This is a genomic window from Bacillota bacterium (assembly GCA_040755295.1).
Classification (GTDB): domain Bacteria; phylum Bacillota; class Desulfotomaculia; order Desulfotomaculales; family Ammonificaceae; genus SURF-55.
This window is the reverse complement of record JBFMBK010000025.1, coordinates 1-24,122: the sequence shown is the minus strand read 5'-3', so window position 1 is coordinate 24,122 and position 24,122 is coordinate 1. Positions and strand designations below refer to the sequence as shown.

The 24,122-nt window shown below is 52.2% G+C and carries 26 protein-coding genes; 13 read left to right on the top strand and 13 right to left on the bottom strand.

Annotated elements, in window-relative coordinates; genetic code table 11:
- Positions 1-235 precede the first annotated feature (235 nt).
- The 8 genes from AB1500_12770 (at position 236) to AB1500_12735 (ending at position 7,527) form a co-directional block, all read left to right on the top strand.
- A complete protein-coding gene (locus AB1500_12770; protein ID MEW6184024.1) occupies positions 236-913 on the top strand; it encodes a GntR family transcriptional regulator in 678 nt (225 codons plus the stop codon).
- A complete protein-coding gene (locus AB1500_12765; protein MEW6184023.1) occupies positions 910-1,662 on the top strand; it encodes a nucleotidyltransferase family protein in 753 nt (250 codons plus the stop codon). The genes AB1500_12770 and AB1500_12765 overlap by 4 nt, the downstream gene beginning before the upstream one ends.
- An 88-nt stretch (positions 1,663-1,750) precedes the next feature.
- On the top strand, positions 1,751-1,960 hold the full coding sequence (locus AB1500_12760; protein MEW6184022.1) for a triose-phosphate isomerase: 210 nt from the start codon (positions 1,751-1,753) through the stop codon (positions 1,958-1,960).
- 904 nt (positions 1,961-2,864) lie between these two features.
- Positions 2,865-4,283: a dissimilatory-type sulfite reductase subunit alpha gene (gene dsrA, locus AB1500_12755; protein ID MEW6184021.1), complete on the top strand. Its 1,419-nt coding sequence runs from the start codon at positions 2,865-2,867 to the stop codon at positions 4,281-4,283.
- Positions 4,284-4,297: 14 nt separating this feature from the next.
- Positions 4,298-5,482: a dissimilatory-type sulfite reductase subunit beta gene (gene dsrB / locus AB1500_12750; protein MEW6184020.1), complete on the top strand. Its 1,185-nt coding sequence runs from the start codon at positions 4,298-4,300 to the stop codon at positions 5,480-5,482.
- Positions 5,483-5,509: 27 nt separating this feature from the next.
- Positions 5,510-5,752, top strand: coding sequence for a dissimilatory sulfite reductase D family protein (locus AB1500_12745; protein MEW6184019.1), 243 nt, complete (start codon positions 5,510-5,512; stop codon positions 5,750-5,752).
- 309 nt (positions 5,753-6,061) lie between these two features.
- Positions 6,062-6,676, top strand: a complete 615-nt coding sequence (locus tag AB1500_12740) for a tetratricopeptide repeat protein (GenBank protein MEW6184018.1) — start codon at positions 6,062-6,064, stop codon at positions 6,674-6,676.
- 221 nt (positions 6,677-6,897) lie between these two features.
- Positions 6,898-7,527: a hypothetical protein gene (locus AB1500_12735; protein ID MEW6184017.1), complete on the top strand. Its 630-nt coding sequence runs from the start codon at positions 6,898-6,900 to the stop codon at positions 7,525-7,527.
- 104 nt (positions 7,528-7,631) lie between these two features.
- Here the strand turns inward: AB1500_12735 and AB1500_12730 are convergent, their stop codons facing one another.
- From AB1500_12730 to AB1500_12720, 3 genes are all read right to left on the bottom strand, one after another.
- Positions 7,632-8,723, bottom strand: a complete 1,092-nt coding sequence (locus tag AB1500_12730; GenBank protein MEW6184016.1) for a DVU0298 family protein — start codon at positions 8,721-8,723, stop codon at positions 7,632-7,634.
- 6 nt (positions 8,724-8,729) lie between these two features.
- Positions 8,730-8,972, bottom strand: coding sequence for a zinc ribbon domain-containing protein (locus AB1500_12725; GenBank protein MEW6184015.1), 243 nt, complete (start codon positions 8,970-8,972; stop codon positions 8,730-8,732).
- A 244-nt stretch (positions 8,973-9,216) separates the two neighbouring features.
- The gene (locus tag AB1500_12720; GenBank protein MEW6184014.1) at positions 9,217-10,128 is read right to left on the bottom strand and encodes a selenium metabolism-associated LysR family transcriptional regulator; all 912 of its coding nucleotides are present in this window, start codon (positions 10,126-10,128) and stop codon (positions 9,217-9,219) included.
- A 196-nt stretch (positions 10,129-10,324) separates the two neighbouring features.
- Here AB1500_12720 and spoVG point away from each other — a divergent pair, with 196 nt between their 5' ends.
- From spoVG to AB1500_12705, 3 genes are all read left to right on the top strand, one after another.
- Positions 10,325-10,585: a septation regulator SpoVG gene (gene spoVG / locus AB1500_12715; GenBank protein ID MEW6184013.1), complete on the top strand. Its 261-nt coding sequence runs from the start codon at positions 10,325-10,327 to the stop codon at positions 10,583-10,585.
- Between the two features lie 157 nt (positions 10,586-10,742).
- Positions 10,743-12,143: a bifunctional UDP-N-acetylglucosamine diphosphorylase/glucosamine-1-phosphate N-acetyltransferase GlmU gene (glmU, locus tag AB1500_12710; GenBank protein ID MEW6184012.1), complete on the top strand. Its 1,401-nt coding sequence runs from the start codon at positions 10,743-10,745 to the stop codon at positions 12,141-12,143.
- Positions 12,144-12,287: 144 nt separating this feature from the next.
- A complete protein-coding gene (locus tag AB1500_12705; GenBank protein MEW6184011.1) occupies positions 12,288-13,235 on the top strand; it encodes a ribose-phosphate pyrophosphokinase in 948 nt (315 codons plus the stop codon).
- Here the strand turns inward: AB1500_12705 and AB1500_12700 are convergent.
- Both AB1500_12700 and AB1500_12695 read right to left on the bottom strand, forming a co-directional pair.
- Positions 13,199-13,909 (bottom strand): PRC-barrel domain-containing protein, encoded by a 711-nt coding sequence (locus AB1500_12700; GenBank protein MEW6184010.1) that lies wholly within the window; start codon positions 13,907-13,909, stop codon positions 13,199-13,201. The two genes, AB1500_12705 and AB1500_12700, sit on opposite strands and share 37 nt — an antisense overlap.
- A gap of 121 nt (positions 13,910-14,030) precedes the next feature.
- Complete coding sequence (locus AB1500_12695) at positions 14,031-15,059, bottom strand: multiheme c-type cytochrome (protein ID MEW6184009.1); 1,029 nt, start codon at positions 15,057-15,059, stop codon at positions 14,031-14,033.
- Between the two features lie 410 nt (positions 15,060-15,469).
- Between AB1500_12695 and AB1500_12690 the strand changes: the two genes are divergently transcribed.
- Positions 15,470-16,672, top strand: coding sequence for a radical SAM protein (locus AB1500_12690; protein MEW6184008.1), 1,203 nt, complete (start codon positions 15,470-15,472; stop codon positions 16,670-16,672).
- 208 nt (positions 16,673-16,880) lie between these two features.
- Here the strand turns inward: AB1500_12690 and AB1500_12685 are convergent, their stop codons facing one another.
- From AB1500_12685 to AB1500_12655, 7 genes are all read right to left on the bottom strand, one after another.
- Positions 16,881-17,039, bottom strand: a complete 159-nt coding sequence (locus tag AB1500_12685) for a CcmD family protein (GenBank protein ID MEW6184007.1) — start codon at positions 17,037-17,039, stop codon at positions 16,881-16,883.
- A 119-nt stretch (positions 17,040-17,158) separates the two neighbouring features.
- Positions 17,159-17,836, bottom strand: a complete 678-nt coding sequence (locus tag AB1500_12680; GenBank protein MEW6184006.1) for a cytochrome c biogenesis protein — start codon at positions 17,834-17,836, stop codon at positions 17,159-17,161.
- A 3-nt stretch (positions 17,837-17,839) separates the two neighbouring features.
- Positions 17,840-18,523, bottom strand: coding sequence for a heme exporter protein CcmB (locus AB1500_12675; GenBank protein MEW6184005.1), 684 nt, complete (start codon positions 18,521-18,523; stop codon positions 17,840-17,842).
- Positions 18,523-19,239: an ABC transporter ATP-binding protein gene (locus AB1500_12670; GenBank protein ID MEW6184004.1), complete on the bottom strand. Its 717-nt coding sequence runs from the start codon at positions 19,237-19,239 to the stop codon at positions 18,523-18,525. Before AB1500_12670 ends, AB1500_12675 begins: the two co-directional genes overlap by 1 nt.
- A gap of 80 nt (positions 19,240-19,319) precedes the next feature.
- Positions 19,320-21,269 (bottom strand): cytochrome c-type biogenesis CcmF C-terminal domain-containing protein, encoded by a 1,950-nt coding sequence (locus AB1500_12665; GenBank protein MEW6184003.1) that lies wholly within the window; start codon positions 21,267-21,269, stop codon positions 19,320-19,322.
- A gap of 3 nt (positions 21,270-21,272) precedes the next feature.
- The gene (locus AB1500_12660; protein MEW6184002.1) at positions 21,273-21,674 is read right to left on the bottom strand and encodes a cytochrome c maturation protein CcmE; all 402 of its coding nucleotides are present in this window, start codon (positions 21,672-21,674) and stop codon (positions 21,273-21,275) included.
- A gap of 266 nt (positions 21,675-21,940) precedes the next feature.
- Positions 21,941-22,597, bottom strand: a complete 657-nt coding sequence (locus AB1500_12655) for a hypothetical protein (protein ID MEW6184001.1) — start codon at positions 22,595-22,597, stop codon at positions 21,941-21,943.
- A gap of 345 nt (positions 22,598-22,942) precedes the next feature.
- Here AB1500_12655 and AB1500_12650 point away from each other — a divergent pair, with 345 nt between their 5' ends.
- Positions 22,943-23,110 carry a hypothetical protein gene (locus tag AB1500_12650; GenBank protein MEW6184000.1) on the top strand — a complete coding sequence of 56 codons (168 nt, stop codon included), beginning with the start codon at positions 22,943-22,945 and terminating at the stop codon, positions 23,108-23,110.
- A 293-nt stretch (positions 23,111-23,403) separates the two neighbouring features.
- Here the strand turns inward: AB1500_12650 and AB1500_12645 are convergent.
- The coding region (locus AB1500_12645) for a hypothetical protein (GenBank protein ID MEW6183999.1) at positions 23,404-24,122 on the bottom strand (719 nt) is incomplete at its 5' end.

Sequence of the window (24,122 nt, the reverse complement as noted above, 5' to 3'; positions counted from 1 at the left end):
CTTGGGTGGGGGAAACCGGATACCCTCCATTAGGGCATGACCCTGTTTCGAAGTAACGGTGCCCCACCCGCTCCCATTATGCTGTACGAAGGAATGTTAGGGCAAAGACCCAGTGAGGCGTGATAGGTAAGCAGGGAGCGAACAAGTGGGTAGACCACCCAAGAAATATTTTAAAAATGTGAAACAACGAGCTTTTTAAAGTATGATCCTAAAACATTGAGATAGGAGGTTTTTCATGGAAAGGCAACGTCTGCTCCCGGTAAAACTCGATTCTTACAAGCCCCTGCGCGAAGTTGTTTTTGAATCGCTGCGCGAGGCCATAATCAAAGGAGTTATGAAGCCCGGCGAAAGGATTATGGAGGTGCAGTTGGCGGAAGAGCTTGGCGTAAGCAGGACGCCGGTGCGGGAGGCGATTCGTAAACTGGAGTTGGAAGGGCTGGTGGTGATGCTTCCCCGGCGCGGCGCCTACGTGGCCGGAATCAGCGTTAAAGATATCGCGGACGTTTTCGAGGTCAGGGCGGCACTGGAGGCTTTGGCCGCCGGGCTTGCGGCGGAAAGGATTACCGACGAAGAGCTTGAAAACTTGGAACGTTCACTTGTCGAAATTACTGAGGTGAGCGACAGTCGTGACATCGGCGCCGTTGTGGACAGAGACACCCGCTTTCATGATATCATTTACCGGGCGAGCAGGAACGCCTGGCTGTTGCAAATCATTACCCACCTGCAGGACCAGTTGCAAAGGTTCAGGATGACCACCCTTTCACGCCCGGGAAGGACAAGGGAAGCGGTGGAAGAGCATAAAAAAATTGTAGAAGCGATATCGGAACGGAACAGCGAACTGGCCGCGCAATTGGCGCGGGAGCACATCGAGAACGCCGAGAGCAGCCTTTTAAACGGGCTGAAGGAGCGATGATGATTCCGGCGTTGGTCCTGGCGGGTGCCCCGAACGCCGGGCGGCTGAAGGAGGTTTCTCCTGCCGCTTTTGAAGCCTTAATCGACCTGAATGGGCGCCCTCTGGCCGCCCATGTAATCGAAGCGCTGCTTGCGACACCTGCGGTTGAAAGGATTGTAGTCGTCGGTCCGGAAGCGTTGGGAAACGCGTTTACCTCGGACCGTATTCTGTTCTTACCGCCCCGCGAAGGTCTGCTGGAAAATCTGGCAGCCGGTCTGGACGCGCTCTCTGCTGCTCCGCGGGTTCTGGTCGTTACGTCCGACATCCCTCTGTTGACCCCGGAGGCGGTACTGGACTTCCTTGAGTTATGTAAAGACAGCCAGGTCGATGTTTTTTATCCGGTTATCCCGCGGGAAGAGGTTGAAAAAACCTTTCCGGGGGTGAAGCGCACCTACGTTCGTTTCCGTGAAGGATGCTTTACGGGAGGAAACATCGGATTGGTCGATCCCAAAGCTCTCGGAAAGTGTCTGGACCGGGCCGGGGATTTCGTTCGTCTGCGAAAAAAACCGTTTCGGCTCGCGCTGGTTGTCGGCCCGTGTTTTCTTTGCCGTTTTTTGTTGGGGCGGTTATCGCTCCGACAAGCGGAAAAGAGGGTGTGTCACCTTCTTGGTCTGCGCGGCAGGGTCGTGGTTTCATCAAGCTCCGAAATAGGGGTTGACGTGGATAAACCTTCAGATCTTGAGCTCGTTAAGGCCGTTCTGAAGAATTAGTGAATTTTTTAACTATTGACTTTCCAAACGAATGGTATATAAACTACTCATTAAAATATATTATTCCTGTATTAGGAGGTTAAAGGAAATGAGTGAAGAGGGAAAGCAGAAGATCATCGAGTTTCTTAAGAACTTTACGGGGAGCGAGAAGGGTGTAGCCACCGCGGCCGAGATCCAAAAAGGAGCGGGTTTGAGCAGGCAGGAGGCAGGTAAATTGATTAAAGAACTGGAAGCCGACGGAGTGCTTGTGGGAGCCGGAAGGTCCGCCGGTGTTTGGGGCTACAAACTTAAGGGCTGAGGTTGTTTTGTTTTTTGTCAAAGAATAGTCCCGCTCTCGGGGCGGGGGAATTCCGGTATTGGGAAAACCTTGCGCCGGGATGGTTTGGTTCAGGGGTGGGGGTTAGGGTTTTTCTGCCAAGGGAACACAAGAAAGAACTTTGTTTATCGGCAGCGCGATGTCTCGTTTTCCGTCTTACTAATTCAGATAACTCAAATGGATTATTTTATCTATAGGAATACGACTGTCATATAACTAAGAAATTTTTTCATAAGATTTCAGCACAATTAGTCTAATTTTACACAGGGCGTGTAAGATTGTTGCATAACCAAATAAGTCGTTAGGTTTACAACCAAACGCTTTAGGTGGTCAAAATTACCCAGCATTCAACAAAGGATTGGAAAACCCAGGGGTTGTATCGGCATCTGAGTTACCTGTATAAATTGTGGTCCAGTTACCGCTTTGAGTGCAGAGGCCGAAAACGGATGTCGGATGCAGGATGAGAAGGGTCGAAACCTGTGAAGAGATTCGCTATGTGAATTTTGCTTTGAATTTTCCGACTTCCGACTTCCGGCGTCTGACTTCTGAAATAGCCGGGTGTCGTTTTATAACGGCCTCTCAGATACCGTTTGCGCTGTATATTATTTCTTCAGATGATTGACAAGCTTCTCTGGTTTATATTATGATTATTATTAACTTTCGAACGATTTGTACGGATAAGAACAAGCGCTCGGAAACCTGAGTAATACGCAGCCTACATATTTACTCATTATTCGGTTTATTAAATAATGAGCTTCACTGAGTGTTCTTACATACACAGGTCTGGTAAGAGCCTGGATCAGGCTTTGGAAGGAGGTGCTTGCCGAACCGGTTTTTGTTTGGTGTTTTTACTGGAACCAAACTCAACAAAAGGAGGAGTCATTATATGGCTTTTGAGCCAAAATCCCCACAGAAGAAATTGGACTATCAAGAGCTCCGCATTTACAGCGACGCTGAACTTAATAACTACACGGAGGAAGAGTTAAAGAATTTTAAGATAAAACACTCCATTCCCATCTGCGATCAGCTTGAATCAGGGCCGTGGCCCAGCTTCGTAAGCGACGCCAAACGCGAAGCCCTCCATAGAAAGAAACTCGGCCAGGGTCGGATGTTGATGGCCTCTGAAGCGGTAGAGGACCTGCTCGGCCAGCTCGAGGTGTCCTTAATACACGGCGAGACCCACTGGAAACACGGCGGCATCGTCGGCGTCAGCGGGTATGGCGGCGGCGTTATCGGCAGATACTCCGACCTGCCGGAACAGTTCCCAGGGGTAGCCCACTTTCACACCATTCGTCTTAATCAGACTATGAGTAAGTTTTACGACACCGATTTCCTCCGCGCCCTATGCGACCTTTGGGAGTTCCGGGGCAGCGGTCTTTTCAACCTGCACGGTTCCACCGGCGACATCGTTTTCCTCGGCACCATCACCGAGCAGCTCGAGCCTATCTTCCAGGAAGCGGCGCATCATATGGACCAGGACATCGGCGGTTCGGGCTCGAACCTGCGGACGCCGTCCTGCTGCCTCGGCAGAGCGCGTTGCGAGTTCGCCTGCTACGACACCCAGGATATGTGTTACGACATTACCATGACCTACCAGGACGAGCTGCACCGCCCGGCGTTCCCTTACAAGTTCAAGATTAAGTTTGACGGCTGCCCGAACTGCTGCGTGGCGTCCATCGCTCGTTCCGACATCGCCATCATCGGCACCTGGTGCGACGATATCCAGATCGACCAGGACGCCGTAAAGGGCTATGTGTCGGGCAAGTTCGCGCCCAATGCGGGTGCTCACGCCGGCAGGAACTGGGGTAAGTTCGATATTCAGGCGGAGGTCATCGACCGCTGTCCGACCAAGTGCATGAAGATGGACGGCGACAAGCTGGTCATTAACAACGGCGAGTGCGTACGGTGCATGCACTGCATCAACACCATGCCGCGGGCTTTGAAGCCCGGAAAAGACAAGGGTGTCATGATGCTGTTCGGCGCCAAGGCGCCGATTCTCGAAGGCGCGCAAATGGCGACGCTGCTTGTTCCCTTCATGAGGACCGAAGCGCCGTATGACAACGTCAAAGGAGTCATCGAAAAGACCTGGGACTTCTGGATGGAAGAGGGCAAGAACCGCGAGCGTCTGGGCGAGCTCATCCAGCGCAAAGGCCTCCCGACGTTCCTCAAGGCGATCGGTTTGCCGGCAGCGCCGCACATGGTTGTAACGCCCCGGGCAAACCCGTACGTCTTCTGGGATCCGGCGGATGTTCCCGGCGGCCACAAGCGGGATATCGACGATTACAGATCAAGACATGCGAGATAGGAGGGCGTTAAAAGATGGCATTATCCCAAGATAAATTTGGTATTTACAACCCCGAAAAACCGCGGGAAAACCGTATAACGGATATCGGTCCCCGGCATTTCTGGCAGTACTTCCCGCCGGTGATCCAGAAGAACTACGGGAAGTGGGCCTACCACGATATTCTCGAGCCCGGTGTTATGGTTCACGTTGCCGAATCGGGCGATAAGATATTTACGGTTCGCGTGGGCGCGATGCGCCTGATGAGCGTGGAGCTCATGCGTGAGGCGTGTGATATCGCGGATAAGTACTGCGACGGTTACCTCCGCTTCACCACCCGCAACAACATCGAGTTCCTGTGCACCGACGAGTCGAAACTCGCGGCCCTTAAGGCCGACCTTATGAGCAGGAAGATGCAGGGCGGGAGTTACAAGTTCCCGATCGGCGGCACCGGCGCGGGTATCACCAACGTCGTCCACACCCAGGGTTATATCCACTGCCACACCCCGGCGACGGACGCCTCGTCCATGGTTAAGGCGATCATGGATGATCTTTTTGATTACTTCACCGGGATGACCCTGCCGGCCAAGGTTAGGGTTTCGATGGCCTGCTGTCTAAACATGTGCGGCGCCGTCCACTGTTCGGACATCGCCTGCCTGGGCTACCACCGCAAACCGCCTGCTATCGACCACCAGTTCCTGAGCAAGATGTGTGAGATCCCGCTCGTGGTCACGGCGTGCCCGCTGGCGGCTATTTCTCCCGCCACCACTGAGGACGGGAAAAAGACGGTTAAGATCAAAGAGGACCGCTGCATGTTCTGCGGCAACTGCTACACCATGTGCCCGGCGCTGCCGCTTTCGGACAAGACCGGTGACGGTGTCGTCATACTCGCCGGCGGGAAGCTTTCCAACCGGATCAGCGCGCCCAAGTTCTCCAAGGTGGTTGTTCCTTTCTGCCCGAACAACTTCCCGCGGTTCCCCGAAGTCACCGCGAACATCAAGAAGATCGTCGAGGCCTATGCCAAGGGCGCAATGAAGTACGAGCGGCTTGGCGACTGGGCGGAGCGGATCGGCTGGGAGAAATTCTTCGAAGCAACCGGCCTGCCGTTTACAGAGCACCTGATCGACGACTACCGTCTTGCCTACGACACTTACCGTACAAGCACGCAGTTTAAGTTCACGGATTCCGCGTGGGCGGTGTCCAAGGCGGCGGATGGGGTATAACTGCCCAATTATAAGGAGATGTGATTAATGCAAGAGGTGAAGGACGCAATCCTTGCGTACATGAACGGGTTGAAGAAGTCGAAGGTCTATTTCAGCGACATCGAAAAGGCTGTAAAGGCGAAATTTCCGGACATGAAACCAAGAGAAACAAAGAAGGTATGCACGGAGCTTATTAACGACGGCGCCCTGATTTATTTCTCTACGGGCAGTTCGACCATGTACGGCATTCCGGGGAAGGGTATCACATCGGATACTCCGGATCTCGACTAGATCCATCCTGAGGAGTATGCAGAGGCTGCCCCCGTCATGGAGGCAGCCTCTTTCTTAATTTGCAGGGGGTGTCTTCTAGATTTATTCGAAAAATGTAAGGATGAGAATTTCCGGCAATAATTCTGGAAACAGCTAAATAAGGCCGCAGGCGCAAACTGTCATGCCGGAGGGGGACAAAGAATTCTCCTGGATATCCTGACCGACGCTAACCACAGGAAATTGGGGCGGCGCTTATTAATGCACTTTGGTAATCCGTTCTCTGCAGGTGCCGGGAAGTTGTTTTTTAGGAAGGTGTGGAGAAGCTTGGATGTGTTAAAAGATGCCGAAGTCTTTATTCAGGAACAAAAAGAGGCTTTAAAGAGCAACCCCGAATGTGCGACCGCTTCTTACAACATGGGGGTTGCGCTCATGCAAGAGGGTAAGCTTGACGAAGCCCTCGAATGCTTCAAAGATTCCGTCGAGAACAGCGCCAGGATGTTTGAGGCCTACGTGAATTTGGGCTATATCTACTTCACGAAGGGCGACCTGGAAATGGTGGTTCACTATAACCAGAAAGCGGTCGAGGTGGAGCCGCGATACGCGCGGGGATATACCAACCTCGGGTTTGCCTACCTGCAAATGGCAAGGACCGAAGAAGCCGTTGCGGCGCTTGAAAAGGCTATAGAGCTTAACCCGGAGATGGCCCAGGCATGGAGTAATCTGGCGAGCGCCTATCTTCAAAAGGACGATGTTCAAAAGGCGATAGAAGCGGGTGAAAAACTGGTTGAGATCGCTCCCGATTTCGGTCTGGGGCACAACAACCTTGCGTGCGCCTATTACCATAACGGTGATTTTGCCAAGGCGATCGCGCACGCCGACCACGCCGCCGGTCTTGGGTTTGCGGTTCACCCTGATTTCCTGAAAGAATTAGAACAACATCGTTAAGAAGAACGTTTCAAAACAAATAAATTGATAGAAAATTAACTTAACGGCTTTCTGCAGCTAAACTTAGTAAATTTCCCAGAGGCTGCGAAAAACAAGCATGTCGAGGAAGACGAAGCTGGCCGGAATGGAGCGTACACGGATGTACGTGAGTACCGGACAGCGAGTCTGACGAAGACCAGGCGCCGTTTTGCAGCAGCCGCTTAGGGTAAAGGACGGAATAGATGCTTACACGAGTTTTGGAAGAATACGATGAGATGGCTTCCAGTGCCGACAAGATCTTTAAAAAGATAGAACAGGAATGCGGCGACTGCATCAAATGCCGGCTTCAATGCTCAGACTGCTGCCACGCCGTATTCGGCCTTTTTCTTGTCGAATACGCCTACATCAATCACCACTTCAATAATCTTCCCCTGGCTGAAAAGGAAGAAATCCTAAAGCGGACGGACAAGGCGGATGAGGATTTACAGCAGATGCAGCAAAGGCTGGCCGAATGCAAGGATAACCCACAACTACAGAACGAGACCATGGCGAGGGAAAGAATAAGATGTCCCCTTTTAAATGACAATGATGAATGCGCCTTGTATCCCTTCCGGCCGATCACCTGCCGGATTTACGGCATTCCGGTGGCCAGTCACGGCAAGGTTCAGATATGCTGGAAATCGGGGTTTAAGAAAGGGGAAGCATACCCGACGTTCAACCTTGACCTGGTTTATGCAAACCTTTACAAGATGTCGAAGGACTTATTAACGACGGCCGGTCAAAGCGATATGGACCGCGCGTCCATACTTGTATCCATTTCCAAATCTCTGAGGACTCCTATTGAAGAGTTGATTAACGAGAAACTGGATTAGGGTAGTTTAACGTAGAGATTATAAAAAAGCGAGGTTATTGGATAACCCCGCTTTTTTGTCACATCCGTACAGGTCTATTGCTAATTCATGAAAGCTCCCGGCCGTTACTGCAAGACCTTCGCCACCAGCTCGCCGACCGTTGTCTTTGTGATTATACCTTCTTCATATATGCTTATTTCCTCGCTGCCGCCCTGGACCTCCATGAGACTCTGACGCGCTTCGGGCGTTCTCATGTTGGCAAGGAACCACACCGCGTAACCCCTGGTTTCAGGGTCGGCGCTGTTGACAAAAGGCAGGACGCGGCTGGTTGTCTTGCGCAAAAGGTCCGGTCTCACCTGTGCAATCCTTCCGAGCGCCCATAAGGCCCTGGGCCGGAGTTGTTCGTCATCCAAAAACTGGACCACCCTGCCGATGTAGCCTGCGAAAAGCGTGGGTATGCTGGCGATAATCTCTCCTATCGCTTCAATGGCGCCCCAGTTTGACGCGTTTGAGTATGTGAACGGATAAAACAATCCCTGAAGGAGGGCGACAACCGTCGCCGGGTCTGTTGCGGCTGCGGCAACGGATGCCTTACCCAGAATATCGATCGCCCTGAACCTGAGAAGCTCGTCGTTTGTGCAGAGAAGACGCTGCAGGTGCCTGACTATCTTTTTGTCATGCCTGGCAGCTTGAAGGATAGGCTTAATCTGATAGGCCCGCACCATGTCCTCTACATCTTTTTTACTGTAATGCTTCTCCTCATACTCCTCTTCAACCGGTCCGGAAAAAACGGCCGCGGCGCGCTCCAGTTTTTCCTGCAACCCTTCCCGCGTTACCTCCTGAACGTCCTCCTGCAGCCGGACAAAGTACAAAGCGCCCGCCACGCGCCTGCCTTCGTGAACGCCGCCCGGGACGATGCACTGCGTCTCGATATCGTACTTTTCCACCACTTTTTGCTGGTAATCCTCTTCGGGCAGCAGGCTCCACGCAAGGTCCCAGTCGCTGTTGCTGGCGAACACAAGGGCTTCAACAAAAGCCGCCCCCAGGTTGTGTCCCGTCGCGTCGTACGCATACACGGCCCCGCAGTCCTGACAGCATCCGATAGGCATCTGTCCCGATGCCCCGGTTTCCACTTCCTTCGGCCTTTCAATGGCGGCGCCGCAAAAAGGGCACTTAACCCTTATTATCGACTCTCTAAACAGCGGTATCTTTTCCATTTATCTTCAATCACCCGCTCCGGGTATTTCTAAAGTACTGCAACTGCTGCCCGGGCTGCACGACTTGGTCGTGAGCTTCGGCTTTTTACCTTTTCCGGTTCCCATCAGGTAGTTGGTCTTGCTGATTACCCGTTCAAAAGACTCCGCATGGCAGTCCGGACATTGAACGGCAACCTCTTCCTTGGAATCCCTGAACAGCTTTTCAAAAACCTTACCGCATTTTAGACAACGAAATTCAAAGACCGGCATGATAACCCTCCTCTTATATGAACGACAAGGAGCTGAAAGACTCAATTAAATAATATAAAAACCACCTAAATTAGGATATCAGCCGGATAACCGTTTGTCAAACGGGCTTTTCGAGCCGATTGCCGCGGTAAAGCCGGTATTCCCGAATGTTATGCCGGGACTGCCCGATAAAGGTATATGGGGAAAAAAGTAGGGGAAAGGGTCTGGGAAATATGATGATAGATGCTGCGTAAGACGGGGGAATCTATAAATCCTTCGCGAAAAGCTCCGGTTGCTTGATGATAAAATCGATGAAAGCCGTTACCGGTCTGGAGAGAAAACGACCTTTAGCGTAGATTAAATAGAGGGTGCGGTTCAGGGACAATCCTTTAATGCGAGACATCACAAGTCGTCCGTTTTTCTGATGGGCCTCGGCGGCCCACCGGGAAACAAAGGATAACCCCATACCGGCTTCTACCGAAGAAAGCACCGCCTCGGTACTTCCCATTTCGGCTACAATCCGAAGGTTTTCGGGGTTAATATCTATTGAACGCAATTTTTCTTCGATTACAAAACGGGTGCCGGAATCGCTTTCCCGCCAGACAACCTCCCGGTTGACTAAATCAGCGGTGGAAATCACCTTTTGGCGAGCGAGCGGATGGTCGACCGGAATAATAAGGACAAGCTCGTCGTCTGCAAATGCGATCGCCTCAAGACCCGGGGTGGGCTTAAAGGCGCCGACGGCCCCAAGGTATAGATTTCCTTCCAAAACCCTCCTAAGGATGACACCCGTATCGGCAATTTCCAAGCTGATGCCTATCTGTGGATAGAACTTTTGAAAACGCCGGATGATTTTTGGAAGCAAGTATTCTCCTGGAATGGTGCTGGCGCCGATGATGAGGGCGCCTTTAATCGTTTTGTTCAGGGCGTCCATCTCCCGGGCGGCCTTCGCAATTATAGCAAGGGTTTCAACAGCAAGGGGGAGTAATGCGGTACCGGCTTCGGTCAGGGTTACGGTACGGCGTGAGCGATCAATGAGTGTGATTCCGTAAAGGGACTCGAGTGCCGCAATATGTTTGGAAACAGCCGGCTGGGTTAGGTTCAATTCCCTCGCAGTCCTGGAAAAGGAGGAGGTTTCGGCTACTATAACGAAGGTTTTTAACCAGTTCAGGTTCATGTTCTCACCTTTCTTCCACAGATAATAAACAAAGTCTGACTATTTGGCAAGGTGCAAACACAATATATTCCCGGTTGAGTGGATTCTACCGTGGTCGAGGAATAATAAAAAATATTGTATTTTGTTGCTTCCTTGGAGGATTATTCAGTTTTTTAGCGAAAAATTTGGTTAAAAGAAGCACAAGGGGTGTTAAGAAATGCAGATTACCGACGTTAAAATCCGCAAGATATTAAACGAAGGAAAAATGAAGGCTATCGTGTCCGTAACTTTTGATAATGCTTTTGTCGTTCATGATATTAAGGTGGTTGAAGGGAAATCCGGTCTATTTGTAGCTATGCCCAGTAGGCGGGTACCCAACGGCGACTTCCGGGACGTAGCGCATCCTATAACAACGGAAGCGCGAAAACTACTTGAGGATGCCGTATTGCAAGCTTTTAACCAAGCGATTGAAGAGTAATATATAGAAAGGAGCTGACGGCTCCTTTTTTAATTTATAGATTGTGCGGAGAAAGGGTTTTTAATTTTAATGTACGGAACGAAAAGGGAAATTTAGTTTCCTTGTTGAATAATTCGAGGTATAGGTGCAATAGCAAAACGAGGTGACGGGTTCGGAAGTGGCTTTAGCAGCGGTGATCCTTGCGGCAGGTAAAGGAACGCGCATGAAATCGAGAATACCCAAGGTTTTACACAGGGTGGCCGGCCACCCGATGTTGAGGTTTGTGTTGGAGGCGGTAGTTGGAGCGGGTGCCGAAAAGGTTATAGTGGTTGCGGGCTATGGCGCGCCGGCGGTCACCGAGGCGGTAGCCGGGCGGGCAGAGGTGGTAATACAAGAGGAGCAGTTAGGAACGGCACACGCACTTCTTAAAACCGAGAGTGCTCTGGAAGGATATACCGGAAACATAATGGTTTTACCGGGGGATACGCCGCTGATACGCACGGAGACCCTCCGGGATTTTTATGCAGCGCACCAGCAAAATAAACAGGCTGACGCAACGGTGCTTACGGTGAAATCACCCGATCCATCCGGTTACGGCCGGGTGATCCGGGATTCTGCCGGCAGGGTCCAGAGGATTGTAGAGCACCGTGATGCCAATCAAGTAGAACTAGCAGTCGAAGAGATTAATACAGGGATTTACTGCTTCAATTTCGGTATTTTCGACGTAATTAGAGAAATATCGCCGGTTAACGCACAAAAGGAATACTACCTGCCGGATGCCGTCCAATTGTTGTGGGAGCAGGGTGCATTTGTCCATTCATGGGAAGGCGGCGATCCGGGGGAGTTTTCCGGGGTGAATGATCGGAAGCAACTGGCGGCTGCGGAACGAATTATCCGCCACCGGGTAGTGGATGCCTTAATGGATGACGGAGTTACGGTTTTAGACCCTGCGGTGACCTATATAGATCCGGGTGTCGAGGTAGGCCGGGATACCATAATCTATCCTTTTACTTTCCTGGAGGGAAACACAATAATCGGCGAAGACGGTCGGATCGGTCCCTGGGTGAGGATCACGGATTCCCGCCTGGGTGATGATGTAACGGTTCAAAACTCGGTTATTACCGGCTCGGTGGTGGAAAGCGGAGTTAAGATCGGTCCTTTTGCTTATATCAGGCCGGAGAGTGTAATCGGTCCGGGAGCGAAAATCGGGGACTTTGTTGAAGTGAAGAAGTCCGTAATCGGTAAAGGCAGTAAAGTGCCGCACCTCAGCTACATCGGTGACGCCGAGATAGGCCGCAATGTGAATATCGGCGCGGGAACCATCACCTGTAACTATGACGGTCGGAAGAAATGGCCGACGGTGATCGAGGACGATGTTTTCGTAGGTTCCAATACCAATTTTGTCGCCCCGGTGCGGGTGGGGAAAGGCGCTTACATCGGTGCGGGGTCGACAATAACTAAGGAAGTGCCCCCTCAAGCTCTCGGAATAGCCCGCGCACGGCAGACAAACCTTCCGGAGCGAGGAAAGAAAAGGGATAAAAAGGCCCTTGGTGAAGGGGATATACAAAAGAAGAATTAACCCGATACCGAGGCACCATATGGCGCGTGCCGCGGGGATTAGGAACGGGATTGCGAGAAATACTGCACCGTGAATTCCTTTTGGCGTAATGATGCCGATGTTGTTCCGTGTATGACACTTCCGAGAAAGAGGTAATAGGATAAAATGCTTTCCCGCTATAAAAACATGTGCATTTTCACCGGCAACGCAAACCCAATGCTGGCGGAAGAAATATGTCAGTACCTGGGCGTGCCTCTGGGGGATTCGGCGGTTGGTCAGTTTTCCGACGGGGAGATCTGGATACGGGTTAACGACCATGTCCGGGGAGCGGACGTTTTCGTAATCCAGCCTACTTGTTGGCCGGTGAATGAGAATCTGATGGAGTTGTTAATCATGATTGATGCGTTGAGGCGTGCGTCCGCCCGGCGCATTACAGCGGTCATTCCGTATTATGGTTATGCCCGTCAGGACCGCAAAACGCGCGGGCGGGAGCCGATCACGGCGAAGCTAATAGCGAATCTGGTCACAGCGGCGGGTGCGCGGCGGGTGCTTACGATAGATCTTCATGCGGGGCAGATTCAGGGTTTTTTCGACATTCCGGTCGACCACCTTCCAGCCGGACCCTTGTTGGCCCAACACCTTATTGCCCGGGGATTGGACGATGTCGTAGTGGTCGCGCCGGATGTCGGCGGAGTGGTCAGGGCTCGGGAAGTGGCAAAACTCATGGGGGTGCCGTTGGCGGTTATTGATAAACGCCGGCCCGAACCCAACGTGTCGGAAGTGATGGAGATTATCGGTCCCGTCCGGGGCAAGACAGCGATAATGGTCGACGATATCATCGATACCGCCGGGACGATTACCAAGGGAGCGACGGCGCTCCTTGAATGGGGGGCCCGAGAGGTCTATGTTCTTTGCACGCACCCTGTTTTTTCCGGTAAGGCAGTAGAGCGTTTGGCCACACCGGCGATTAAGGAAATCCTAGTGACCAATACCATACCGCTCGCACCGGAAAAAATGCTTGACAAAATAACGGTCGTGTCGGTAGCGCCGCTCTTGGGGGAAGTCATAATCAGGGTTCACGAGGACTTATCGGTATCCAAGTTATTCGATTGACAGCTTATCTCGGGTATGCTGTTAGCGGCTTCTATCGTTTCAACGGGTTGTTTATCGCTTTCGCCGGGACGGCGGAGGCTTTTTACTTTCGTGCCTATGGTTTGCCCGAGCCTCTGACCCATATCCTTTACTTCTTCCCAACTGTGGCTGGCGCGGTCTTTTAATCCCTCTTCCACCGTGGTGAGGCATTTTTCTGTCGCGTCTCCCACCACGACGATCTCCTTGCCGATGGTTCGAATAAGGGTACTGTCAAGCATCTTGACCCCTTGCAGCAAAGCAGAGTGTTTCGTCGGGGCGATTTCGATGGTGGTAATCATCCCGGTAGACGTATCCAGACGGTATTCAACCACGTTGCCAAAGACCGTACCGTTTTCGGCTACGACCTTTGAACCGATTATAGATATTTTTTCTTTGAACAGACGTAATATTTCCGGCAGACTGGTTCCTTTGGTAGCGCTCTGGCTCTTATTAAGCGTTACGGCGTTGGCGCCTACGCTGTGAACCTGCGGGAAGGGAACGAATTTCTGTTCCCGTAAGAGACCGCCCTTTTCAACAACAAGCGCGGTTACCGCCTTTTCCTCCGGGTCGATTACCAGACCGGTTACCCTGCCGACCTTTATACCTTCTTCCAGACTGACGACGGGCATACCGATAAGATCTTTACTCTTGCGCAATTTAACCCCTCCTTCCCTAAAATGATATGAGCCTTGCCGGTAGGGTATGCTCAGAGCAGAACAAAACAGAAGGGGACACAACTCTGGTGTCCCCTTCTAGATAATAAAACTTATTTTAATGCTAATTGTCTGTCGGCTTGGCCGCCGCCTGAGTTGCCGTAGGCGACTTTACATCCTGAAACCAGTGACACTGGTTACAGTAAACCTGTGTGATGTTTGCCGTGCTTGTAGGCTGTTTCTTGCTGTGGCAAGCAAAGCAGTTCAACAAGCCTTTGGTCTTGGCCGAAGAAGCGTGCTGGGACATGAAGTCCTGGCCATGGAACGCCGGCCGCTCCTTATGGCAGTTGTAGCAGTATGAATTGGCGCGCTCGAAATCGATGATTGAATCGCCGGTGCCGGAGTCTATCGATTTCGGCCCGACTTCCTTGGAGGCGTGGCAATGAGCGCAGCCCTGGACGTCCTTCCTGCCTTCACGGCCGTGGATAGACAGCCAAGCGGCTTGTTCGTGCGACGGCAGGCTGGTGTAAACCGTATGACAATCCTTACACGGGGTGTCAACCTTGGCCTTCTGGTGGCAGTCTAAACACTGCCACATGGTAGGACGCTCGAACGGTACTTGAGCAATCTTTTCTGCCAGGTCTTTGTCCCATTTGTTGGGGTCACTAAAGTCTTGACGGGCCAACACATTGCGTTCGGTGATACCGTAATGAACGACGGTGTTGTGGCAGTCGGTGCAACCGACACGCGCCTTATCGTGACGTTCGTGCGGTACGATTAAATCACCGGGAAGCGAGAAAACCCTGTTTACCGAGTGGCACGCCTTACAGGTGTCGCCGGGCACCTTCTCTTTAATCGCGACCGCACCGCTTGGAGCCACCGTCATCTCCGCGGCATTCGCATCTGTATGGCACTTTTTACAGTCGATCTGGCTGTGGGAGGAAACCTGCCAGGTAGCGACTTCAGGCATGTGGCATTTTGCACACTCACTGGCGCCCGTAGTCGATGCGGTTGTTCCTGGGCCGTGATCCGCAGTTGCCGGTTCTTTCTCTCCGCACCCGGCCAGGAGTAGCATCATTAAGGTAACTAGCAGGACCGCGAAAATTATACCAGGTGATACGCCTCTACGCCGCTGCTGGGAAAAGCGCTTCACGTATTCACCTCCTTCCGGTTCGGGATTTTCGTCGACCTTAATCGCAATTTATTCTACGGAGCGGATATGAATTCCTTCCTCAACATGAAAAAATTCATTCCTGAGTATAAAATCGTTTCTGTTGGCTTTTTAAACTTACAAGTCGTTCGGAGGACTATACTTTTCCAATTAGCGTAAAGGGCGTTAAAAGTATGTAGCCGTTCCAGTGCCTCAATTATCCGGTTTACTTTAATCTTGACTAATATTTTGGCAAATGGTATAAAAAAGTGACCTGTCATAACTACTCACCGACAAGGCGGTATTTGTAACACCACGTCCGGCGTATTGTGACAGTATTAAATGAAAAGAATTCTTTCGATGTCTTTATCGGGCTAAAGATAATTTGGCGTTAAATATAAGGAGGTTTGGCTTTGTTAAGTATTTCTAAGATGGTTTCCGGGCAAAAAGAAGGTGGGGACGCTTTACGTTATCACGTGCCGGGTGCGCATCCCGGGCCGGTTACGGTCTGGAACTCGACGCGGGCCTGTAATTTACGGTGTAGGCACTGTTACGCCAACGCCACAGCCGGACCGGCCGAAGGCGAACTCTCGACCGAGGAGGCCAAGCGCTTCATCGACGGGTTGGCCCGTGCAAAAGCGCCGGTGCTGCTTTTTTCCGGCGGAGAACCGCTCACGCGTCCCGATTTCTTCGAGCTTGTCAATTACACGCGGGCTTACGGCATCCGTCCGGTCATATCAACTAACGGGACACTGATTTCTTTAGAAGTCGCACGGCGGATTAAGGAAGCCGGTGTGGGTTACGTGGGCATCAGTCTCGACGGTCTTGAGGAACTCAACGACCGGATGCGCGCCGTTCCAGGAGCGTTTAAAATGGCGCTTGAAGGGATCCGGAACTGCGTGGAGGCGGGGCAGAGGGTAGGCCTTCGGTTCACCATCACCCGGGATAACTACCGGGATGTCCCGGCTATTTTTGACCTTGTTGAAAAGGAAGAGATAAACCGGGTTTGTTTCTACCATCTTGTTTCCGTTGGGCGGGGCGTAAACCTGCGCGACCAGGACCTCGACCCGGCAGCGAAGCGCTCCCTGGTGGAGTTGATTATCAACCGGACGATAGATTTTTGCGAGCGGGGTCTGAAGAAAGAGATCCTGACGGTGGACAACCATGCCGATGCGGTCTTTATTTACCTCAAGGTAAAACAGATTGCGCCGGAACGGGCCGGAGAGGTATACAACTGGCTCAAACAGACCGGCGGCAACCGCAGCGGCAGCCGGATCGGAGCGGTGGACTGGTTCGGCAACGTTTATCCGGATCAGTTTACGCGCGGCCACGTTCTCGGTAATATACGCGAAAAGGAGTTCGGTGAAATCTGGGACGATGAGACGCAGCCGCTGTTGAAACAAATGAAAAACCGCAAGACGTTGCTGAAGGGACGGTGTGCCGCATGTCGTTGGCTGGAGATATGCAACGGCAACTTCCGGGCAAGGGCCGAGGCTGTTTACGGTGACTTCTGGGCTCAGGATCCGGGCTGCTACCTGACCTACGAGGAAATCGCGGCGGATGGCGCCGGGGCCTTATCCAATAAGACTTTTCTAACCGCCAAGACGCCAAGATAACCAAGAAAACTATTTTATTTTTCAAAATACGGTCAGAATCACACTTATGCAAATAACGCAAAAGCATAATTTCCTTGTACATTGAGAAAGCCGGCTTTATGGCCGGCTTTTTACTCCTGCAACTCGCTTATTTCGGTTTCTAATTCCCGATGCCGGACTCAGGACTTAACTCCAACTCGCAATATATTTTAGACTGCAAGCCTTAAACCTATTTCTTCCCTCTTTTTTCAAAAGCTTCACTGAGCGCGCCCAGCTCTTTTTTAACCTTTGAAAGCCTGTTGTTCAACACTGTCACATAACCGAGAAGGACCACCCAGATGCCCATGTACGCTCCCACCACGTACGGCAGGGCTTCATTGAACCCCATTTTCATCAACCTCCAGGGGAGACCGCTGCAAAACTTCCCCTTACTGTGTCCGGCTTTGCCTTTCGCGTCATGCTTGTTTTTCACGGTCTCAGATATTTTATTCTTTTGTTAGTTCTTGCCTAAAGTTCATTCTTTAAATAGTCAAGCTCCTCCCGTGCGGTTTGCAGCTGATATCGTATCAGTATGAGCGCCGTCGAGAAGATGAGCATTCCGAACATCGATACGAGAAAGGCCGCAAGCATGGAGGGTTCCATGTGAGCGCCCGAGCTGTCGAAGACGACGGGATGGACCGAAGGGATAAGCCTTATAGCGAAAAAAGTAAGAGGTGCATTGACCGCCGCAACGATTGAATAGACCGCGCTGAACCGCGCCCTGGCGCTTTCCTCGTTAATGGAGGATCTAAGGACGAAATACCCAGCATACATGAGCATTAGAATGAAAAAGGAGGTAAGCCTCGGTTCCCACGTCCACCACACGCCCCACTCGGCTCGCGTCCAGATAATGCCCGTCCATTCAACCAGCAGGCCGAAGACAAAGCCGACCTCCACCGCTGCGAGGCTTAGGAAATCGTACTTCGGGCTTTTCTTAACCAGAAACAGCACGCCGAAAACCGCCCCGAGGATGAATGCCAGAAGGGATGTCTCCGAAACCGGGACGTGAAAGTAGAATATCTTCTGGCTGAAAATCTCCACACCCTTTTGCCCGACGGCCGTCGGCGCAACCAGGAACGCGAGCGCCAGTCCCGTCAACAGCAAAGCGCCGCCGGTTAACAGTAATATGGTTATGGTCCTTTTCATTTTTCACTCCCCTATAACAAAATCATAAAGCGCGTATGCTAATAGCAAAAATATTATATCATAAGCCGCCAGCAGCTTAATGGCGTCTAGAGCGGGTTCAAATTCCGGACCTGTCGCGCCGCTCATTATCTTGTTCGTGGCGACCACTGCGGCGATCAGCAAAGGGGAGCTGACCGGCAGAAAGATAAGCGGCAGCAGCATGTCCCTCAACTTAGTATTGATGGATATGGTGGAAAGCAGCGTCCCGATGGCGCATATCCCCACATCGCTCAGCAGCACCGCTGCGATGAATAAAGGTACCGAGCCCTTTATCGAAAGATTGAACAGGGTGATGTAAAGGGGGATCGCCAGCAATTCCACTATCGAAAGGAAAATAAGATTTCCAATCATCTTTCCCAGGAAGATATTCGGACGGTCAACCGGCGAGAGAAGCAGGCCTTCCAGGCAGCCCTCGTCCTTCTCGTGAACAAAGGACCTGTTCAAACCCAAAAGCGATGTAAACAAGAAGGCGATCCAGAGCAAACCGCCGGCGAACTCCGTAATGTCGCCGAGTTCGCCGAACGCGCTCCTGAAAGCGACCATGATCAGCAGGATGAATAGGAGCATGGAAACGACCATCTCTTTGGTCCGCAGTTCGGCGATTATGTCTTTTCTGATAATGGCGAAAATTTGGCGGCCGGCGGACACTAGGCGTCACCTCTTACGTGCTTGCGGTAAGTCTCCTTAAACGTGTCGGCATCAAACCCTGCCCGGTCCTGATGGAAGACGACCCGGCCGTTATATAGGATCATGGCTTTGGAGCAAAGCTCCAGACCGCGTTCTATATTATGGGTGACCATGATAAAGGTGTGGTCCTTCCTGATGCCGTCCAGCAGATTCTCAAAAATCTCCACGGCGTTCGGGTCCAGGCCGTTGTGCGGTTCGTCCAGAAACAGAACCGACGGCATGTGGAGAAGCGCGCGGGCTATCGCCAGACGCTGAATCATGCCCTTGGAAAAGGTCCGCACCAGGTCATAACGCCGGTGCGTCAGTTCCACCCGGTCGAGCAGGTCGTTGATCCGCGCATCGAGTTCCTCGACACCGTACATGTCGCCGTAAAACCTCAGGTTTTCCTCGGCGCTGAGGTCCATGTAAAGCAAGGGGTTGTGCGAGATCAGCCCGATTTTTGCCCTGATCGCCGCCGAGTCTTTTCGCGGGTCCATACCCGACAGCCGTATCTCTCCCTCGCTGGGCGCCATAAGCGTGGACATGATTTTAATAAGGGTTGTTTTCCCCGCGCCGTTGGGCCCGAATAAAGAAATAAAACCCCCTTTGTCGAGGCTGAACGATACCCTGTCGAGAACCTTCCGTTTTCCGAAGAATTTAGAGAGGTTTTTTACTTCGATTTCCGGGACCGCGCTCATAATAATAGGCTTTGCCTTTCCTTTGCCACCCTGATAAAAACGGCTCTGTCATTTTGTATTGAGGACGCCGAACTCGTAACTCAGAACTCTTCCCTTGCGGTCGCTTTAGGCCACATAGCAATCAAAGTGCCGAGCACCAGGATCAGACTCCCGGCCCATACAAACGAAATCAGCGGGTTGATCTTTATGTCCAGGGAGAGGTTGCCGTATCGGTCCATGCCGTTAAACACGACGAAGATGTCGCGGAACACCTCGGTGTGTATCGCCGCATTTGTGGTTTGCTGTCCCTGGATCTCGTGGTATATGAACTGCGGCTTTAATTCGCGAACGAATTCATCCCCGTTCTCGCGGTCCCTCATTTGGAGGACACCGCTGTAAACATACTCGCCGGGCCGTTGTTCCTCCCGCATTCCTTTAAACACCAGGTTGTAGTTGTCTACCCGAACAACCTGATCCGGATGAGTGATAACGGTCGGGATCTCCTGTACATAAAGCATGGACCCTGCGATACCGAACATCAAGATCGCCATACCCAGGTGGCTCATATACCCGGCGGCCTGGCTGCGGTTGTGCTTGAAGAGCCCTGCCAGCGCTGTAAAATAACCTGTTCCATGGTTCCTGGCCCTCGTACCTGCCAGTAGATAAAAGAGTTCCAGCACGGCGGTCACGGCGAAAATCGACGCCGTTATGGTGCAAAAGCCGATAATGTTATCCCCCCAGGCGGGATAGAGAACGATTGCCGCAACCACGGCGGCCGCAGACGGAAGCGCAAGCTGCTTCAGCAGTTTTCCGCGGTCGGTTTGAGTCCAGCCGAGAAACGGGCAAATGGTTATTATCAACAGGTAAACCAACCCGAGGGGGCCCGCGAGCCGGTTGTAAAACTCAGGTCCGAGCACGGTCTGGAAAAACGGCGGAATCACCGTGGCGCCCAGAATAACCAGGGCAAAGAGCACCAGCAACAAACTGTTCAAATAATAGGTAAAATGTCTGGAAAGGAAATCGCTGAAGAACTCTCCGGACGCAAACTCCTTTTTCCTTGTTCTCATGAGGTAAACCGTTAACCCGGCGGCGGCGAACATAAAGCCGCCGAAGAGAAGTGTAAGGTCCCAACGGAGATCGGGAAACGCGTGTACGGACTGGATCAGGCCCGAACGCGTGATGAACGTGGCCATGAAGCACATCAGGAACGAAAACGAAGCCAGGGCTACCGCCCACAGCTTCATGCCGCCCCTGCGGCGGTACATGGTAAAGGTGTGCAGAAGCGCCGTACAGGCGAGCCAGGGCAGGATCGACGCGTTTTCCACCGGGTCCCAGCCCCAGTACCCGCCCCAGCCGAGAACGACGTAGGCCCAGACCGCGCCCAGGAATATGCCCACGGTAAGGAAAAGCCAGGCGAAAAGCATCCAACCGCGTGCCTTGTTGATCCAGTCCGTCGACGCGTTTCTGTCGAGCAGCGCGGCGATCGCGAAGGCGAACGGGATGGTAAGGCCGGCATAACCCATGAAAAGGGTAGGCGGGTGGACGACCATCGCCCAGTGCATCAGCAGCGGGTTGAGCCCGGCGCCGGTTGCGGTGTATCCCGCGGCCTCAAACGGATTGGTGGCGGCCATGATGGTGATCGCCAGAAAGAGCTGAACGAAATTTGAAAGGTACAGGGCGAGTGAATTAAGCCGGTCGGTTGTTTTAAGGTTAAGCAGGGACAGGACTGATGTAAAACCCGAGAGCATCCAGAGCCAGAGAAGAAGCGAGCCCTCGTGACCGGCCCAGAAGGCGGACGCTTTATAAAAAGAGCTCATTTGCGCCGCGGAGTGCTCGGCGACGTAAGCGAAGGAGAAATCATCGGTTAAAAACGCGATCAACAAAACCAAACCGGCAAGAGTGAGGGTAAGGAACTGCCAGATCATGAGCCGGCTGGCCGCCTTGTACGGGAGCTCTCCCTTGTTTGATTGGTTACCGGCGAAAAACATAAAGGCGGCGCAAAGGGACAAAGCGACCGAGATAATGAGAGCGATTAAACCAAGGATATGCATAAATTACTCAACCTCTGCCTTCTTGGATTCGTATTTCGAGGGACACCGGGTAATAACGCTTTTGGCCTCAAGCGTGTCGGAGGAGACGAGCTTGCCTTCCGCGATGGCGTATACCTCATCGCCGAAGGTAGAAGGCAGCTGGCCCGAATAAACAACCGTTAACTGCTTGCCCTGCTCACTGATTTTAAAGGTATACTTTCGCCCGGTCTGGACGATTGAATTCTTTACTATCTTGCCGCCCACTTTGATCGATTTGCCGATCAGGTTGGGGTCGGCGCTGACTTCTCCCACCTTTTTGAAGTAGGCGTAGGATGATGTGGATGAGTTGTATATCATATAACCGACGATACCAAGTATGATAATCGTAACAACCAGCAGACGCGTCTGGCTCTTCCTGTCAACCATCTAAATCTCTCCTCGTTAGTCAAAGTTGTTTCTCGCGGTTGATATCCAACCTTTAGAAGTAGTCGTTTATCTTTCGTAGCATCGGAGAACCCGAAGCGGTCGCCCGATGCCCCCGTTGCCGCATAAACCACTTAAAATTATAAACCGTTCGGCAGTCGACGTTCGGATAAATATACATTGCCACCGAACGTAGTATAGTTTTAAAACCCTGCCGGGTCAACACAAACCGGTTTAAAAGGCAAAGGCGCCGGATAAAATTTTCGCGTTCAGACCCTCCGGAGTCTTTGCCGCGAAAAAAACAGGTACAGGCAGTTAGCCGCCGCAGAAACGAATAGAAGCGTGATAAGCGCGGCGAACAGCTTCATCCGGACCGAATCGGATTGCGCGAAGGCGTTGTGCGGGTGAACAAGCTTTCCGGTAACCGACAGCAGTAACAGGATCGAGAGGGGCAGACCGAAGTTCAACCCCGCAAGCAGTGAGCTTTTTCCTGTCATCTGCCTCAGTTGGTAAATAAACAGAGCGAGGATAAGGATGAACACCGCAAGCTTTATCCGGGGCTCAATCCACCAGTTTCCGCCCCAGGTGAGATAAGCCGCGACCGACCCCAGGGCTACGCTGGCTGCCCAGAACAGGACTGCGGTCGACTGGCCGGCGGAGGAAAGGTCGGTCAATATATCCTTAAGATTCTGCCCCTTTGCCTTGTCCGGCCTAAGCCCGGCGAAAAAGGAAAGGAACGCGAAAACTCCGGATAACCCAAACATCGAAAGGCCGACCCAGGTGACCGCGGCGTGGATATAAATAAGCCTGATATACCGCCCCAGGGTCTGTTCTTCGGGGGCGAGGAGCGCGAGTGCCACGGCAAATAGAATCAATGCGATGGAAATGGCATAAGACCTTTTTCGCGTGTTAAGGGTACGCTGCATTTACAAAAATATCCCCGTGCCTGTGGTGTTAAACATTATAAAAAAACCGACTGACAATCGTTATTTCTCCGTTTACAGCCGGTTTTCCTTTATTGTTTCGATACAAATGTCTGGGAGGCTGCTGTGGCAGACCGTATAGGTTTTTAAAGTGCCGGAGGCGGGCTGGGAAGCTGTCTTTGCATTGGACGCCAATGGTGACGTATATATCTCTCGGGTCCATCGACCGCTTCTACCCGACGGAATAAGGTATAAAAAACAGGTTAAGTCGAAGTCCTAACGGGCACTATTTGAGAATTTACTCCCGATAACGTTAAAACGCTTTAGTGCATGGAGATGCCGTGGCAATTGCTATTACAGTTTCCTCCCGTGGCCCAGTTGCCTGGTGCGGGTATACTGAAGAAGCTGAGGATTCTCGAGGCGGCGCAGTACTGGGAAGCATCCGACGTTGTGACCAGCAATCCCCTCCTGCTGCCGCCGTGCGGGATCGCGCTGTGGCAGACGGCACAAACATAACTGTTGTAAAGTACACCATGAAGGTTCTTGTACCAAGTCCCGCCCATAGTGCCTGAAAACTTCAACGCGTATCCAGGGAAGCAACTTTTATTATTATGCTCAGAATAAAAATTGTAGTCATGACACACGAAGCAAAGATGCCCGGACGTGTCACCGCTACCCCCGGTACCTGATGATTTGCCTGAAGAGCTACGCGACCACGTATCACGCAACATGGAAGTGTTCGCTGAACCGTGCGGCCCCTCCGGCGAACCAGCGACGGCATGGCGGTGGCATACAAGCCAATTAATTGTTTAGTGTACTCCAGCGTCACAACTGTTGCAGTCCCACTGGCCCGGGTCAGGGAAGCTTCTAAAGACTAAGACGCTGGCAATGCTGTAACGCACATCTTCCGCTGTAGTAACTAACAGACTCCTCCTGCTGAAGCCGTGCGGAATTGCAGTGTGGCAGGCGGCGCAGGCAAGATGACTATGTGCTGTATGGTAATTAAACTTGTACGCGGTCGCCCCGTTACTACCGTAAAATCTGGAGCGTAAGGCCGCGCTTCCTTTTTCGGTATCGCTGTCGTAAAAAGTCTGGTCGTGGCAAAGGTAACACAGGTGGTCGCCGGCGTTATTCGACGTGCCGCCGGTACCCGAGTACTCGTCGGTCTCGCTGTATAACCACGGCCCTTTTAAAATGGAAGTAAAGCCGGACCCGTGCGGTCCGTGGACGCTGGCGCTGTCGCTGCCGTGGCAGTCGGTACAGTAAAGACGGCTGTCCCACGCCCACGGGTTTCCGTTCCTATCCGTACCGGTGAACTTGCCGTAGAATCCTGAGCCGTTAAAGTCATCAAACCGCCAATTACTATACACGCTTTCCCCCGCGACCAAGTGATATGCAGGATTGTTCGGGCTGAACTCCTTCGCCTGGTCGGTTTCCAACCACGGGGAGCGGCTGGGCCACGTAGGCGGGCTTGTCCGGTAGCTGTAATAAGAGTGGCACTTGAAGCAGAGCTCGTACTGGTAGTCGA